The sequence below is a fragment of the Nonomuraea sp. NPDC049655 genome (genome assembly GCF_044465465.1).
In the GTDB taxonomy this organism is placed as follows: domain Bacteria; phylum Actinomycetota; class Actinomycetes; order Streptosporangiales; family Streptosporangiaceae; genus Nonomuraea.
The window spans coordinates 142361-155811 of record NZ_JBITLS010000002.1; the positions used below are offsets into that span (position 1 = coordinate 142361).

The 13451-nt window shown below is 72.0% G+C and carries 15 protein-coding genes; 10 read left to right on the plus strand and 5 right to left on the minus strand.

Translation table 11 applies throughout. From position 1 onward, the window contains the following. Positions 1 to 65: 65 nt before the first annotated feature. Positions 66 to 476, minus strand: coding sequence for an organic hydroperoxide resistance protein (locus tag ACIBQ6_RS05960; protein ID WP_397210444.1), 411 nt, complete (start codon positions 474 to 476; stop codon positions 66 to 68). A gap of 94 nt (positions 477 to 570) precedes the next feature. Here ACIBQ6_RS05960 and ACIBQ6_RS05965 point away from each other — a divergent pair, with 94 nt between their 5' ends. The 4 genes from ACIBQ6_RS05965 (at position 571) to ACIBQ6_RS05980 (ending at position 5006) form a co-directional block, all read left to right on the plus strand. Beyond that, positions 571 to 1143, plus strand: a complete 573-nt coding sequence (locus tag ACIBQ6_RS05965; RefSeq protein WP_397210445.1) for a TetR/AcrR family transcriptional regulator — start codon at positions 571 to 573, stop codon at positions 1141 to 1143. A gap of 373 nt (positions 1144 to 1516) precedes the next feature. Beyond that, on the plus strand, positions 1517 to 3082 hold the full coding sequence (locus tag ACIBQ6_RS05970) for a sulfatase (RefSeq protein WP_397210446.1): 1566 nt from the start codon (positions 1517 to 1519) through the stop codon (positions 3080 to 3082). Between the two features lie 160 nt (positions 3083 to 3242). Continuing rightward, positions 3243 to 4505: an alpha/beta hydrolase gene (locus ACIBQ6_RS05975; protein ID WP_397210447.1), complete on the plus strand. Its 1263-nt coding sequence runs from the start codon at positions 3243 to 3245 to the stop codon at positions 4503 to 4505. 54 nt (positions 4506 to 4559) lie between these two features. Next, positions 4560 to 5006: a hypothetical protein gene (locus ACIBQ6_RS05980; RefSeq protein WP_358294966.1), complete on the plus strand. Its 447-nt coding sequence runs from the start codon at positions 4560 to 4562 to the stop codon at positions 5004 to 5006. 24 nt (positions 5007 to 5030) lie between these two features. Here the strand turns inward: ACIBQ6_RS05980 and ACIBQ6_RS05985 are convergent, their stop codons facing one another. Together ACIBQ6_RS05985 and ACIBQ6_RS05990 are read right to left on the minus strand one after the other, a co-directional pair. Then, positions 5031 to 5525: a hypothetical protein gene (locus tag ACIBQ6_RS05985; protein WP_397161846.1), complete on the minus strand. Its 495-nt coding sequence runs from the start codon at positions 5523 to 5525 to the stop codon at positions 5031 to 5033. Continuing rightward, a complete protein-coding gene (locus tag ACIBQ6_RS05990) occupies positions 5522 to 5827 on the minus strand; it encodes a hypothetical protein (RefSeq protein WP_397210448.1) in 306 nt (101 codons plus the stop codon). The genes ACIBQ6_RS05985 and ACIBQ6_RS05990 overlap by 4 nt, the downstream gene beginning before the upstream one ends. Before the next feature lie 350 nt (positions 5828 to 6177). Here ACIBQ6_RS05990 and ACIBQ6_RS05995 point away from each other — a divergent pair, with 350 nt between their 5' ends. Next, on the plus strand, positions 6178 to 6702 hold the full coding sequence (locus tag ACIBQ6_RS05995) for a hypothetical protein (protein ID WP_397210449.1): 525 nt from the start codon (positions 6178 to 6180) through the stop codon (positions 6700 to 6702). Positions 6703 to 6863: 161 nt separating this feature from the next. Further along, positions 6864 to 7448 (plus strand): phospholipase, encoded by a 585-nt coding sequence (locus tag ACIBQ6_RS06000; protein ID WP_397210450.1) that lies wholly within the window; start codon positions 6864 to 6866, stop codon positions 7446 to 7448. Here the strand turns inward: ACIBQ6_RS06000 and ACIBQ6_RS06005 are convergent. Together ACIBQ6_RS06005 and ACIBQ6_RS06010 are read right to left on the minus strand one after the other, a co-directional pair. After that, the gene (locus tag ACIBQ6_RS06005) at positions 7368 to 8033 is read right to left on the minus strand and encodes a helix-turn-helix domain-containing protein (protein ID WP_358294976.1); all 666 of its coding nucleotides are present in this window, start codon (positions 8031 to 8033) and stop codon (positions 7368 to 7370) included. The two genes, ACIBQ6_RS06000 and ACIBQ6_RS06005, sit on opposite strands and share 81 nt — an antisense overlap. 71 nt (positions 8034 to 8104) lie before the next feature. Then, entirely contained in the window at positions 8105 to 9328 is a 1224-nt protein-coding gene (locus ACIBQ6_RS06010; RefSeq protein ID WP_358294978.1) for a cytochrome P450, read from the minus strand. A gap of 216 nt (positions 9329 to 9544) precedes the next feature. Here ACIBQ6_RS06010 and ACIBQ6_RS06015 point away from each other — a divergent pair, with 216 nt between their 5' ends. From ACIBQ6_RS06015 to ACIBQ6_RS06030, 4 genes are all read left to right on the plus strand, one after another. Next, the gene (locus ACIBQ6_RS06015) at positions 9545 to 9859 is read left to right on the plus strand and encodes an ArsR/SmtB family transcription factor (protein ID WP_397210451.1); all 315 of its coding nucleotides are present in this window, start codon (positions 9545 to 9547) and stop codon (positions 9857 to 9859) included. Between the two features lie 135 nt (positions 9860 to 9994). Continuing rightward, positions 9995 to 10897, plus strand: a complete 903-nt coding sequence (locus ACIBQ6_RS06020; protein WP_397210452.1) for a TIGR03620 family F420-dependent LLM class oxidoreductase — start codon at positions 9995 to 9997, stop codon at positions 10895 to 10897. A 79-nt stretch (positions 10898 to 10976) separates the two neighbouring features. Next, on the plus strand, positions 10977 to 11342 hold the full coding sequence (locus ACIBQ6_RS06025; protein ID WP_397210453.1) for an antibiotic biosynthesis monooxygenase family protein: 366 nt from the start codon (positions 10977 to 10979) through the stop codon (positions 11340 to 11342). Positions 11343 to 11438: 96 nt separating this feature from the next. After that, a complete protein-coding gene (locus ACIBQ6_RS06030) occupies positions 11439 to 13439 on the plus strand; it encodes a sensor histidine kinase (protein ID WP_397210454.1) in 2001 nt (666 codons plus the stop codon). Positions 13440 to 13451: the final 12 nt, after the last annotated feature.

Below are 13451 nucleotides of genomic sequence, written 5' to 3' on the forward strand. Positions count from 1 at the left end.
GTAACATGTCACACTTCAAGTCTCCCGTCTCTACCTCCGGCCGATCTTCCGGGACGCGGATCCCGTCACTCGATGATCAGGTTGACCGGGATGTTGCCGCGGGTGGCGTTGGAGTAGGGGCAGACCTGGTGGGTGGCCTCGACCAGCTCGCGGGCGACCTCGGGGGCGATCTCGTCGGGCAGCTCGACGCGGAGCGTGGCGTCCAGCTGGAAGCCGCCCGCGCCGTTGGGCGACAGGCCGATCTCCGCCGTGACGGAGGCGTCGGAGACGTCGATCTGCTTCTGCCCGGCCACCAGCCGCATGGCCGAGGCGAAGCAGGCTGCGTAGCCGGCGGCGAAGAGCTGCTCGGGGTTGGTGCCCTCGCCGTCGCCGCCCAGCTCCTTCTGCAGGGCCAGCTTGACGTCCAGCCTGCCGTCGGAGGAGACCGCGCGCCCGTCGCGGCCCGCCGAGGTGGCGATGGCGGTGTACATGCTCATGACCGGTTGCCCTTCGTTTCATTTAACTAGACAGACCTGTCTGTCTGGTTCGTTGAGCCTGAGGCTAGACAGGTCTGTCTGGTAACGTCAAGGGGTGAGCGCAGAGACGGCGAAGGAGCCCCGCCCGAGCCCGGCCCGCACCCGGATCCTGGAGACGGCGGCGCGGCTGTTCTACGCCGAGGGCGTGCACTCGGTGGGGATCGACCGGATCATCGCGGCGGCGGGCGTCGCGAAGGCGACCTTCTACCACCACTTCCCGAGCAAGGACGAGCTGGTCCGGGCGTACATCGCCGAGCAGGGCGCGGTGCAGCGGGCCATGGTGGACACGCTGCGCGCGGACTCACCCCGGCAGACGCTGACGGCCGTCTTCGCGTTCATGTGCGAGTTCGGGTCCGGCTCCGGCTACCGCGGTTGCCCGTTCGTCAACACGGCGGCCGAGTACCCGGATCCGGCGCATCCCGTACGGCAGGCCATCGCCGAGCACCGGCGCTGGCACCGCGACCTGTACCGCGACCTGCTGGCCGCCGACGGCCACGCCGACGCCGAACGCACCGCCGACATCCTCCTCCTGGTCAGGGACGGCCTGGTGGTGGGCTTCGACCTGGACGACCCGGCCACCGTCCACGCCACCGTCCAGGAAACCCTGACCCGCGTCCTCACCCCCTGACCCACCCACCCCCGGAACGGCGACACCCCTTCGCCTTCGACGACCCTCGGCTTCCCCACCCTCCCGCACCTTGCGGGCCTTCCCCTCTTCGCCCTTCGCACCCTCCGCAGCCTCCGCGCCCTTCGCGCCTTCCCTCTTCACCCCTTCGCACCCATAACGCCCTCCGCGCCTTCCGCGCCCTCCGGGCCTTCCCCCCTCCCTCACCCCTTCGCTCTTCGCGCCTGAGGCTGCTGAGCTGCGGTGATGGGTGGGGTGGGTGTGGGAGGTTTTGTGCTTTGTGGGTAGTTTGTCTGGTATTAGTGGGCAGCGCCGTTGCTCCCCTACCACCGCTTACGAGGCAGTCATGTCGTTGTCCCGAAATATCAGGAGAAGCTTGGCTGCGGCGGTGGCCGCGATCCTCGCTCTGCTCATCGCCTCCCCCGCGCCCCCGGCGTCCGCCGCCACCCCCACCCGGCCGAACATCATCTTCTTCCTGGTGGACGACCTGTCCGCCGACCTGCTGCCCTACATGGACACGGTCCGCGGGCTCGCCGAGGGCGGCACCACGTTCACCGACTACTACGTGTCCGACTCGCTCTGCTGCCCCTCCCGCGCCTCGATGTTCACCGGCCAGTTCCCCCACAACACCGGCGTACGGACCAACCAGGGCTACGACCGCGGCGGCTACGAGGCGTTCGCCCGGCACGAGGGCCGCACCTACGCCGTCCCCCTCCACCAGGCCGGCTACCGCACGGGCTACCTGGGCAAATACATCAACGAGTACCCCGCCCGCCCCGGCTACCAGGTGCCGGACGGCTGGGACGAGTGGCACGTCTCCGCGGGCGGCGGCTACAACGAGTTCAGGTACCAGCTCACCCGCTACATCAGGGAGGAGTCGGGCGACCGGCGCCCGATCGCCCCCTCCAAGGGGGACTACCTGGTCGACGAGCTGGCCCAGCGGGCGACCGGCTTCATCGAGCGCTCCCGCGAGCACGCCCCCGGCCGGCCGTTCTTCCTCCAGGTCTCGCCCTTCTCCCCGCACAACCGGGTGGACGTCCGGCCCGGCGACACCGAGCCGCGTTTCCCGCCCGCCCCGCGCGACCGTCCGAAGGACCGCTTCCCGGACGGCGAGTTCCCGCACGGCGACTGCGGCGGCCCAGACTGCGCCGGCATCGACGTGACCACCCTGCCCTCCTACGACGAGGACACCGCCGACAAGCCGTCCTGGGTGCGCCGGGCCCCGATCGAGGCGAAGCGCGCCGAGGAGCTGCGCGAGGACTTCCGTGACCGGATCCGCATGGTCCAGTCGGTCGACGACATGGTGGGACGGGTGCTGTCCACGCTCACCGAGCCGGAGCGCCGCAACACCTACGTCGTGTTCGCCAGCGACAACGGCTTCCACCTCGGCCAGCACCGCCTGGTCCGCGGCAAGTCCACCGCCTACGACCACGACGTCCGGGTCCCGCTGCTGGTCAGGCGGCCGGTCACCGGAGAGCGCGACCGGCTGGTGACCGGCGCCATCGCCCAGAACGTGGACCTGTTCGCGACCTTCCTCGACATGGCCGGCGTCGCCCCGGCGATCCGCGACAGCCGGGACGGCCGCAGCCTGCTCCCCCTCGTCCAGGGCCGGCAGGTCGCGGACTGGCGGCAGGCGGCGCTGGTCGAGCACGTCAAGCCCGACCCGCGGACGCCCGGCAGGCCCGACCCCGACGCCGACCGGCTGAGGCAGGGCAACGCGCAGCCGCCCACCTACAACGCCGTGCGGACTGCGGGAGAGCTGTACGTCGAGTACGAGAACGACCCGAAGCCGGAGTACTACAACACCGTCGCCGACCCCCGCCAGGAGTCCAACGACCCCGGCAACGCCCGGACGGCGTCCCTGGCCGGGGTGCTGCGCGGGCTGACGACGTGCGGAAAACCCGGCGCGCCCGACTGCTGGACGGCCGCGCACCTGCACTGACTCGTACGGCAGAAGCTGGGGCATACGGCAGAAGCAGAGTCGTACGGCAGAAGCTGAGGCGTACGGCAGAAGTTGACCTCCTTCGGTCCGGCGGTTGACGCCCCGGCCGCCGGTCCCCCCGTACATTGGGGCGGTCGGGAGCCCGAACCGAAGGAGAGAGATGCGGTTCACGTCCGCCCTTGCCGGATTACTGATGGTCGCAGGCACGTTCGCAGGCACGGGAGCGGCGCAGGCGGCCACCGGGACGACCACTGGGACGACGGGGTGCGCGGCCGTGCTGCCCCGCCCCGACGGTCATGGCATCACCTGCGTCGACGTACGTCGTCGCCCGCAGAGCGACGGCTCGGAGCTGCGGGACGTCACGATGACCTCGACGGCGATCTTCCAGGCGTCCGGCGGCGCCCCGGTCATCGACCCGCTGACGCGCCCGATCACCGTCCGCGTCTACCTGCCGAAGGACTACGACCCCTCGCGGGCCACCCCCTACCGGGCGCTCTACCTGCTCAACGGCGGCGGCGACAACTACGACTCGTGGACCGTCAAGGCCGACCTCGTCTCCCTCGTCCGCACCGCGGGCTCCTTCGACGGCATCGTGGTGATGCCGACCGGCGGGATGACCGGCTGGTACGCGGACTGGGCCGGCCGTACGGACGGATATTTCGCACCGAAGTGGGAGACGTACCACATCGACCAGCTCATCCCGTGGATCGACAGCAACTTCAACACCGTCGCCGACCGGTCAGGACGCGGTCTGGCGGGCCTGTCCATGGGCGGCTACGGCACCCTGCGGTACGCGGCCGCGCACCCCGGCGTCTTCTCGGTGATCGGCGCGTTCTCGCCCGGCATCGACCTGCGCGCCAGGCCCGCCCAGCGCACGATCTCCGACTCCATGTGGCAGTCGGGCGCGGCGATCGAGCTGACCGACCTGGGCGAGTTCCGCGTCAACAAGTACGACAGCGGCAGCCCGCTGCCCGTCCTCGACCAGGAGGTGCAGCGCCGCTACCGCCTGGACACCCTGTTCGGCCCGCACACCACCACGGTCTTCCACGGCCGCACGGTCGACGACTGGCCCGCCGCCAACCCCGCCGACCTGGTCACCCAGGGCAGGTACGCCCCCTATGACGGACGGCTGGCCCTGTACGCCGGCGGCTGCGCGAGCCTCCCGGACGTCCCGGACGGCGCCGAGCCCGCCCCCGCCGCGTGCGGCTACGACACCAGGGCGAGCGACGACGCCGCGAGCGTCAGCGAGCCGATCCTCGGCGCGTACGCGAGCGAGTTCGACGCCACGCTGACCGGCCTCGGCGTCGGCCACCGCTACTGCTACAGCAGGGGCGGCCACGACTGGAACGCCTGGTCGGCCTACCTGGTCGACTTCCTCCGGTACGCCTACGGCACCGCCCCCGCCCGCTGCCCCGCACTCTGACGCCTCAGCCCGCTTCCAAGTCGGCCACAAGTACCGGCCGGTAGTCCTGGACCGGTGACGAACCATCTTCCGACCCGCGTCCTGACCGCCCTGGGCGCCGCCGTCCTCACGCTGACCGCGCTGAGCACGGCGGCCGCCGCCGACACCGCCGCCGACACCGCCGCCGACCCCGCGAGCTGGAGGTGGGGCGCCCTGCACTCGGCCGACGGCCTGGCGACCGCCCGGGGCAAGGTCGTGGCCGGCCAGTCGGGGCTGGCCGTGACCGGCACCCTCGACGACGACCGCGGCAAGGGCTGCTCGTGGCTCCTGATCAGGTACCAGAGCGCGAGCAACGGCCGCTGGCGCACGCACGGCGTCTACAACTGCCTGCCGGGCACCGGCTCCTTCCGCAAGAACGTCGGCGGCGCGCTGCAGATCCGGGCGCAGGTGTGCCGCGGCAACGGCGCGCGGCCCGTCGGCCGGTGCTCGCGGTGGCGGACGATCTACACCCAGGGCGGCTGACGCCCGTCCCGCCGGCCCCGGGCGTCAATCGGCGCGCTTCTTGCTGGCGATGATGTAGAGCACCAGCTCGCCGCAGGCGCGGCAGACCGTCCTGTCGCCGTCGGCGCCCAGGTGGGCGGGCACGGCCCGCGCGCCGCAGAACGCGCACGGCCGCTCCACCGGCTCCCGCTCGCCCCGCACCGCCCCGGCCGTCGCCAGCAGCGCGCATCCCAGGCAGATCGAGACCGACTTGCCGACGACGAGATCGGCGGGGTCGGGCGCCGAGCCGCAGAAACCGCACTGGAACACCGCCGTCACCCCGATCCAGTCGCTCGGGCGCGCGTGCTCGCCGGACAACACCATCCGCAGGACGCGCAGGCAGCGGCCGGCGACCTCGTCCGTGACGCCCGCCCGTTCGAGTTCGGCCCGGAGCTCCGCCCGCGCGCCGGGGTCCTCGGGCGGGAGCGCCTTCAGCAGGCCGAGCAGCGCCTCGTCGAGCGCGCGCAGGGCGTCCGCGGCGGAGGCGACGAGATCGCTCATGCCGCGCCGCCGATGAGCGGCGGGCCCAGAATGCCACGCGCTTCCTCGTACGCCCACTCGGCGCGGCCGGGCCATTTGCACTCGGGGCTTATGCGTAATATCGCGATCCGCATCCGCCGCGCGTTATCACCGGCCGCGTCGGAAACGCTTCCCGGCGATGACCGTTCTAGAATTCTGCACCACCCCGAGTCAATGGACCGGACCTCCGGACCGAAGGGCATGAATTCATGCGCCCGGAAATCGGCGGCGAACTCGGGCCGGCCGGCGCGCAGGAGCGCCGTGGTGCCGGGCGCGGGCTTCATCTGCTCAGCCCCTGCCACCACCCGCCAAGAACCCGCAGCTCACGGCCGTGTACCGGCGCTCGGTGGGCACGCCGGCGGGCGCCCCGGGGTGTCGAGTATTCACATCCTTAAGCAGGGTCACGCATTCCCTCATTTCCGGCGGAGGCGCGGGCGCCCCTTTCGCGGCCATCATCGCCCCGGCCCAATAAAGCGTCAACGGGCGACGGCCCTACATTTTCCCTATATTGCGGCGTGGCGCCGTCTTGCGCGCCCCGGGTTGTCCCGGCACGCTGGCAGACGTGGCGGATAACCGTACTGGAAAGGGCCGCGCGCGAGCGGCGCGCAGATGGTCGGCCGCGCCGCGCAGCCAAATGTTCAGCCTTCCGGAAATCCTCGCCAAGCTCGCCGACCCCGACCGCGAGACGCCCGGCGATCCGGAGCTGCGTGACTTGTTCGACCGCGACCAGGACGACCGGCGCGACGGCGTGCCCGGCGACGGCGGCGAGCGCGGCCTGGCCCGGCGGGCGCGCTGCATGGAGAAGTTCGCGGCCGGAGAGGTGCGCTCGCCGGGCGACTACTACCATCTGGCCGCGGTGATGCAGCACGGCGGGCTGGCCGAGCACTACCACCTGGCCTTCGAGCTGGCGCGGCGGGCGGCCGACGCCGGTTGCCGGCCCGCCCGCGGGCTGGCGGCCTCGGCCCTCGACCGGTGGCTGCTGCAGATGGGCCTGCCCCAGCGGTACGGCACCCAGTACGTCGACATCGGCGGCCGCTGGTCCCTCTACCGCGTCGACCCCGTCACCACGGACGCCGAACGCACGGTCTGGGACGTCCCGCCCCTGGCCGAGGCGCTGGCCCGGGCCGAGGAGATGAACCAGGCCGACGGCCTGGGCTGACGCCCGCGCCAGAACGCCGGACGGGCCGCCGGCGGCGTCTCCCGTCGGAAACCGGACCCGACCTTTGCCACGGGTTTTCCCGGAATTCCCAGGTCGCGGCGGGCCGGCGGGCGAACCTGACCATGACATGTTCCCGTCCCGGTCGAAACAGGCAGGTTCCCATGGTCAGACGGGCTCTCGGGGCGCCGGTCCCGCTCGCTCTCTCGCTGGTCGCCGTTCTCGCGGTCGCGCCGCCGGCCCAGGCGGTGACGCTGGAGGAGAAGCTCGCCGCGCTCTCGGAGTTGACGCAACCCACCACGTCCAGCGCCGCGGCCTGGCGGGACGCCTGGGCCGACCGGGGTTCGTGGTCCGACTTCGACTTCGACTGGTCGAGCGACGGCTGCACGAGCAGCCCCGACCAGCCGCTCGGCTTCGACTTCTCGATTTCGTGCCGGCGGCACGACTTCGGCTACCGGAACTACCAGGCCGTCGGCGACTTCCCGGCGAACAAGGAGCGCATCGACAAGGCGTTCTTCTTCGACCTCAAGCAGGTGTGCACCCAGTACTCGATCTTCCGTCAGCCGAGCTGCAACGCGCTGGCCAAGCTGTACTACCAGGCGGTCCGCCACTACGGCGCCCCTCGCGGCACCGGCGGGGAGATCGTGCGCGTACCGGACAGGGACGCTCTAAGACAGCAGGGCGCCGCTGAGTCCGCAGACGGCGGTGACAAGATGTTCGCCCAGAGCCCGCCAGGATTCTTCGACTGAACCGGCGGCGGCGTGGCCGGCCGCCAGGTCGGCCTCCAGCTCTGCGCTCATGTGCACGACGAGCAGCCGGATCATCGCCGCCTGCCGCTCGGACAGCTCGTGCTCCCGGTCGCGCATCGACGGCGGGCGCAGCAGCTCCAGCCGGCGGAACGAGGGCGTGCTCAACGTCGCCCGCGCCGCGTACTCGCGCAGGGACGGCTCCACGACGGCCTGGGCGAGGAACCGCCCGTACCAGGACGGGGTGCCCAGCTCGATGTGGTGCTCGATGCTCGGCGCGATCGCGCACGTGATCCAGTCGCGCAGCGACACCTCGCCCGAGGTCTCCAGCGCGGCCACCATCGGCAGGCGGTGCCGGTCGACGGCGGCCGCGTGACGGGACAGGATCGCGTGGATCAGCTCGTCACGGGTGCTGAAGTGGTATTGGACGGCGGACTTGTTCCGCTGGCCCGCGGCCTCGCGGATCATCCTGATCGACACGTGCGCGAAGCCGTGCTCGGCGTAGAGCCGCTCCGCGGTCTGCATGATCCTGTCCTTGGCCCGGATCGAGCGGGGAGACGGCGCGGCGACCGCCGTACTGACGTCCATGACCTGTCCTCGATCTTGTTTCCACCACCGTCCCCGAACGCTATCCCATGCCGCCGGCTGAGGTCAGCGGGTCACCAGGTGACCCACACGTCCTGGAGGCCGCCGGACAGGCCGCCCGTGCGCAGCCGCAGCTCGCGGGGGTCGTCGCGGAGCCGCAGGCCGGGCAGCCGCCGCGCCAGCAGGCCCAGGACGACCTGCAGCTCCACCCTGGCCAGCGGCTGGCCGAGGCAGTAGTGCCGGCCGGCGCCGAAGGTGAGGTGCTGGCCGCTGTTCTCCCGGCGCGGGTCGAACCGGTCGGGGTCGGCGAACTTGGCCGGGTCGCGGTTGGCCGCCGGGATGTTGGGGATCAGCGTGCTGCCGGCGGGCACGGTGATCTCGCTCAGCTCGACGTCCTCGGTGATGAAGCGGGGCACGCCGCCGATGGCCGACAACGTGCTGTCCAGCCGCAGGACCTCCTCCACGGTGCCCGGGATCAGGTCGGGGTCGTCGATCACGGCCTCGTAGCGCTGGCGGTCGGACAGCAGCATCGCCGTCATGATGGCGATCATGTTGGACGTGGTCTCGTGGCCGGCCAGCAGCAGCCCGCGCACGGTGGCGATGAGCTCGTCCTGGCTGAGCCTGCCGTCCTCGGCGTCGGTGATCTGGGTCAGCTCGCTGAGCAGGTCGTCGCCGGGGTCGGCGCGGTTGCGGTCGATCAGGTCCGACACGTACGCGTTGAACTCCCGGTAGGCCGTGTCGACCTCTTCCTGCGTGTTGCGCGTCAGGGTCAGCATCGTGCGCGACCAGTGCGCGAACTTGTCCTGGTCCGAGCTCGGCGCGCCGACCAGCGCGCAGATGACCCGTACCGGCAGGGGCAGGGCCAGGCCGGACGACAGGTTGCCCGGGGAGCCCTTGGCCAGCATGGAGTCGAGGAGGTCCTCGGCCATGGCCTGGACGCGGGGGCGCCAGACCTCCATCTTGCGGGCCGTGAACCAGCGGCTCAGCAGGCGTCGCCACCGCATGTGGCCCTCGCCCTCGCCGATGTCGCCGGCGCCGTCCTTGCGGCGGTTGAACAGGCCGCCGTCCTCGGTGGTGGACAGCCGGGCGGCGCCCTCGCGGGCGAGGTTGCGGCTGAAGCGGGGGTCGGCCATGACGGCGCGGGCGTCGTCGTACCTGGTCACCAGGGCCGCCACGTCGCCGCTGGGCAGGCGCACGTGGGCCACGGGGCATTTCTCCCGCAGGTCGGCGAGTTGCGGCGGCGGTTCCAGCGCCGTGGGGCGGTCGAAGGGGAAATCGGGGATCGCGTCAGCGGTCATGCGTCCTCCAGCTTGAAAGCCCGACACTTCGGAATATAAGGCGATCGACTTATTTGAGGCAATCGTCTTGACTGGATGGATTACTTCGAGTGCGAGAAATCTACCGAGGCCTTGCCTCCCCTTGGGGACCCGCGCGGGCGCCGAGCTGGCATGCATCGAATTACCCCGATACGTCGATGGCTCACTATGCTGGCATCCATGGCGGAAGCTCCACTGATGACCGATTCCGAGCTGTCCGACGCGTTGCGGGCGCTGGCGAACCCGACCCGGCTGCAACTGCTGACCTGGTTGCGGGAGCCGGAGCGCCACTTCTCGCTGGAGGGGGCGATCGCCGACCCGGTGGAGGTCGGGGTGTGCGTGACGCACATCCAGGCCAGGGTGGGGCTGGCGCAGTCCACGGTGTCGGCTTACCTGAGCGAGCTGCAGCGTGCGGGGTTGGTACGCGCCACGCGCGTGGGCAAGTGGACGCACTACAAGCGCGACGAGCGGCGCATCGCCCAGCTCGTCGCCACCCTCAGCCGCACGCTGTAGAGACAGCACGCCGTAGAAGCAGCACGCCGTAGAAGCAGCACGCCGTAGAGGCGGCACCCTCCCGCGAAAGAGGCCGGCCGGTTTCCATGTATCGACATTTTGCGATATGTCTATGTACCTGAGGATCGACACACGATGAGGGGACGTCCCATGGGCAGCATCGACGGCCTGGATCTCGGCACGTTCGGGATCTACACGTTCGACTTCGAGCACGTGCCGGCCGCGCAGATGCGCGAGTCGATCCAGGAGCTGGAGGAGCAGGGGTGGCGGGCGTTCTGGATGCCCGAGCTGCTCGGGCGCGAGGCGCTCACGCACGCCGGCTTCCTGCTGTCGTGCACGCGGCGGATGCACATCGTGAACGGCATCGCCCAGATCTGGGCCCGCGAGGCCAGGTGGACGTACGGCGCCGCCCTGCTGCTGGCCGACGCCTACCCCGACCGGCACGTCCTCGGCCTGGGTTTCGGCGGCGCCCCCCGCCCCGGCACGACCCCGCTGACCGCCATGCGGACCTACCTCGACGAGCTGGACGAGCTGGAGACCGTCAACCCGGCTCCGAAGTCAGGCGTGCGCCGCCTGCTGGCCGCGTACGGGCCCAAGATGCTCGAACTGGCCCGCGACCGCGCGGCGGGCGCCCAGACCTACCACGTCAACGTCGCGCACACCGCCGAGTCACGGCAGCTCCTCGGCCCGGACGCGTTCCTGGCCGTCGAGCATCCGGTGCTGTTCGAGACCGACCCCGCCAAGGCCCGCGCCGCCGCCCGCGAGCACCTGCGCCCCTACCTGAGCACGCCGTACAACGTGGCGAAGTTCCGGCGGCTCGGGTACGCGGAGGACGAGATCACCGGCGGCGGCAGCGACCGCCTGGTGGACGACTTCGTCTTCTGGGGCGATCTGGACACCGTCATCGGCAAGCTGCGCGCCCACGTGGACGCCGGCGCCGACCACGTCGCCGTGCAGGTGATCGGGATCGAGCCGGGCCGGACGGCGATGCCCCACTGGCGCGAGCTGGCCGCCGCCCTCTCCCCCGGCCGTGACTGACCGCACCCCTCAGATATACAAACGATCGGTCGTTAATATAGTTTGACGGCATGACCTCCGAGTCCGGCCGGTGCGCCGCATGCTGACCTCACGCTGGATCCCCGGCCCCGAGAGCGACCGGCCGGGGCCGCTGGTCGCCGCCCTGACGGACTTCCGCATGCGGCGGCTGCTCGACCTGCCCGGCATCGCCCGGCACGGCCGGTCCCTGAGCCGCCACTGGCCCGGCCTGCCCGGCGCGGTGGGCATGTGGCTCTGGGCGGACCTCACCGGCCGCCGGGTCGGCTCGCTGTCGGTGTGGCGGAGTGAGGAGGACCTGCGGGGGTTCGTCCGGTTGCCCGACCACGTCGCCATCATGCGCGCCTATCGCGACCGGGGCACCCTGCGCTCCCGCACGTGGCCCGTGGACGCCCTCGACCGCGGCGCCCTGCTGCGGTCGCTGCGCTGACCCGCCGGTCGATCCGGCCGGCCGGCCCGCTCATGGCGGACCGTTCCGCGGGCACGCTAGGGTCGGGCGGGAACGGCAGCCGGAAGGCGGGGACGGATGGCGTGGGCAGCCCGGGTGGTCGCCGTCGTCCTGGCCGTGGTCTCGCCGGTGCTGGTGCTCGCGGCGGTCCTGATGTACGCGGCGCTGCCGCCGGAGTGGCGGCTGCCGGAGATCTTCAGCCCGCTGGCCGCGGCGGGCGTCACCTTCCCGGCCTTCAGCGCGTTCCTCATCGTGCACCGGCCGCGGCTCAGGCTGGCGTGGCTGATGTGCGCGGGCGGTCTCGGCGGCGCGGTCAACACGTTCTGCCAGTCGGCGATGCTGGCCGCCGCGGCGGGCGGGGATCTCCCGCTGGCGGGGTTGCTGAGGTTCCCCGCGCAGGTCGGCTGGGCGGTGTCCGGGCTGCTGCTGGAGATGTTGCTGCCGCTGTACTCCCCCGACGGCAGGCTGCCCTCGCGGCGCTGGCGTCTGGTGGTGCTGCTCGGCGCGGTGTCGACCGCGGTGGAGCTGGCCCACATGTTCCTGCGTCCCGACCCACCGGCCGAGGGTTATCCGCTGCCCGCGGTCATCCCCAACCCGTTACAGGTCCCGGAGCTGGCGCCGATCTGGCCGGTGGTCACGGTGGTGGCCTGGACCGGGATCCTCTCGACGCTGCCGCTGGCGGCGTGGTCGATGTTGCTGCGCTTCCGGCGGGCCGACCCGGTCGTGCGGCGGCAGATCGGCTGGCCGCTGTTCTCCTTCGGCGGGTACATCGTCTTCATGCTCGCCGGCGTCGTCGTGCCGGAGCTGTACTGGTTGTCGATCGGGTGGGCGGCGGTCATCCCCGTGTCGATGGTGATCTCGGTGACCCGCTACCGGCTCTACGGCATCGACACCGTCGTCAGCCGGACGTTCGTCGCCGCCGGGCTGCTGGCCGTGGTCGGCGGGGTCTACTTCGGGGTGGCCACGCTGTCGAGCCTGCTGGTGTCGGGGTACCACCAGGTCGCCGGGCTCGCCTCCGCGCTGCTCACGGGCGCGTTCTTCCAGCCGTTGCGGCGGGCGCTGCAACGCGCGGTCGACCGCCTGCTCTACGGGCCGGTGGGCGATCCGCGCATGCTGGCCGAGCGGCTGGCGCAGGAGGTGCGCCGGGGCGATCCGGCGCAGGCGCTGGCGGCGGTGATCGGCGTGCTGCGCGAGGGCCTGGCGGTACGCGGCGTCGCCGTCGAGGTGACCAGCGGCGAGCCGGGCAACCCGGTCAGCGTGGCCAGCACGGACCGCGGGCAGCTCGGCGACTCACCGCGCGAGGTGCCCCTGATCTGGCACGGCGAATGGGTGGGCCGGCTGCTGGTCGGCCCGCCCGCCGCGCGGCGCTTCCCCGCCGCGCACGACGAGCGGGTGCTGGACACGCTGGTCCCGTACGCGGCCGACGTGGCCCACGCGGTCCGCCTGGCCGCCGACCTGCAACGTTCTCGCGAACGCCTGCTGGCCGCCCGCGAGGAGGAGCGCCGCCGGCTGCGCCGGGACCTGCACGACGGCCTCGGCCAGACGCTCAGCGGGCTGGCGATGACCGTCAACATGGCCCGTCTCAGCCTCAAGAGCTCGCCGGAGGCGGCCGACGGGCTGCTGCGCGAGCTGCGTACCGGCATGGACGCCGTCACCGGCGACCTGCGGCAGCTCGTCTACGGCCTGCGCCCGCCCGCCCTGGACGACCTGGGCCTGGCCGCCGCCGTGCGGGCGCTGGCCGCGCCGGACGGCCCGGCCGCGGAGGTGATCGCCGAGGGCGACCTGACCGGCCTGCCCGCCGCCGTCGAGGTGGCCGTCTACCGGATCGCGCAGGAGGCGCTGACGAACGTGCGGCGGCACGCGCGGGCCACCCGCGTCCGGGTCGAGCTGCGCCGCGAGCCCGGCGCGCTGCGCCTGCTGGTCGCCGACGACGGCCGCGGCCTGCCGCCCGAGCACCGTTCCGGCGTCGGCCTGACCTCGATGCGCGAGCGCACGGCCGAACTGGGCGGCATCTGCCTGGTCGGCGGCGCGCCGGGGACGGGCACCACGGTGGAGGTCATGCTCCCCGTCCAGCCCTGACCGTGCGCCTTA

Bases quoted from the DNA above. Each gene is read 5' to 3' on its own strand.
- ACIBQ6_RS06005 (WP_358294976.1), bottom strand. From the start codon at position 8,033: ATGGACGTCAGTACGGCGGTCGCCGCGCCGTCTCCCCGCTCGATCCGG.
- ACIBQ6_RS06030 (WP_397210454.1), top strand. From the start codon at position 11,439: ATGGCGTGGGCAGCCCGGGTGGTCGCCGTCGTCCTGGCCGTGGTCTCG.
- ACIBQ6_RS05985 (WP_397161846.1), bottom strand. From the start codon at position 5,525: ATGAGCGATCTCGTCGCCTCCGCCGCGGACGCCCTGCGCGCGCTCGAC.
- ACIBQ6_RS06015 (WP_397210451.1), top strand. From the start codon at position 9,545: ATGACCGATTCCGAGCTGTCCGACGCGTTGCGGGCGCTGGCGAACCCG.
- ACIBQ6_RS06025 (WP_397210453.1), top strand. From the start codon at position 10,977: ATGCTGACCTCACGCTGGATCCCCGGCCCCGAGAGCGACCGGCCGGGG.
- ACIBQ6_RS05975 (WP_397210447.1), top strand. From the start codon at position 3,243: ATGCGGTTCACGTCCGCCCTTGCCGGATTACTGATGGTCGCAGGCACG.
- ACIBQ6_RS05990 (WP_397210448.1), bottom strand. From the start codon at position 5,827: ATGAAGCCCGCGCCCGGCACCACGGCGCTCCTGCGCGCCGGCCGGCCC.
- ACIBQ6_RS06020 (WP_397210452.1), top strand. From the start codon at position 9,995: ATGAGGGGACGTCCCATGGGCAGCATCGACGGCCTGGATCTCGGCACG.
- ACIBQ6_RS05960 (WP_397210444.1), bottom strand. From the start codon at position 476: ATGAGCATGTACACCGCCATCGCCACCTCGGCGGGCCGCGACGGGCGC.
- ACIBQ6_RS06010 (WP_358294978.1), bottom strand. From the start codon at position 9,328: ATGACCGCTGACGCGATCCCCGATTTCCCCTTCGACCGCCCCACGGCG.
- ACIBQ6_RS06000 (WP_397210450.1), top strand. From the start codon at position 6,864: ATGGTCAGACGGGCTCTCGGGGCGCCGGTCCCGCTCGCTCTCTCGCTG.
- ACIBQ6_RS05995 (WP_397210449.1), top strand. From the start codon at position 6,178: ATGTTCAGCCTTCCGGAAATCCTCGCCAAGCTCGCCGACCCCGACCGC.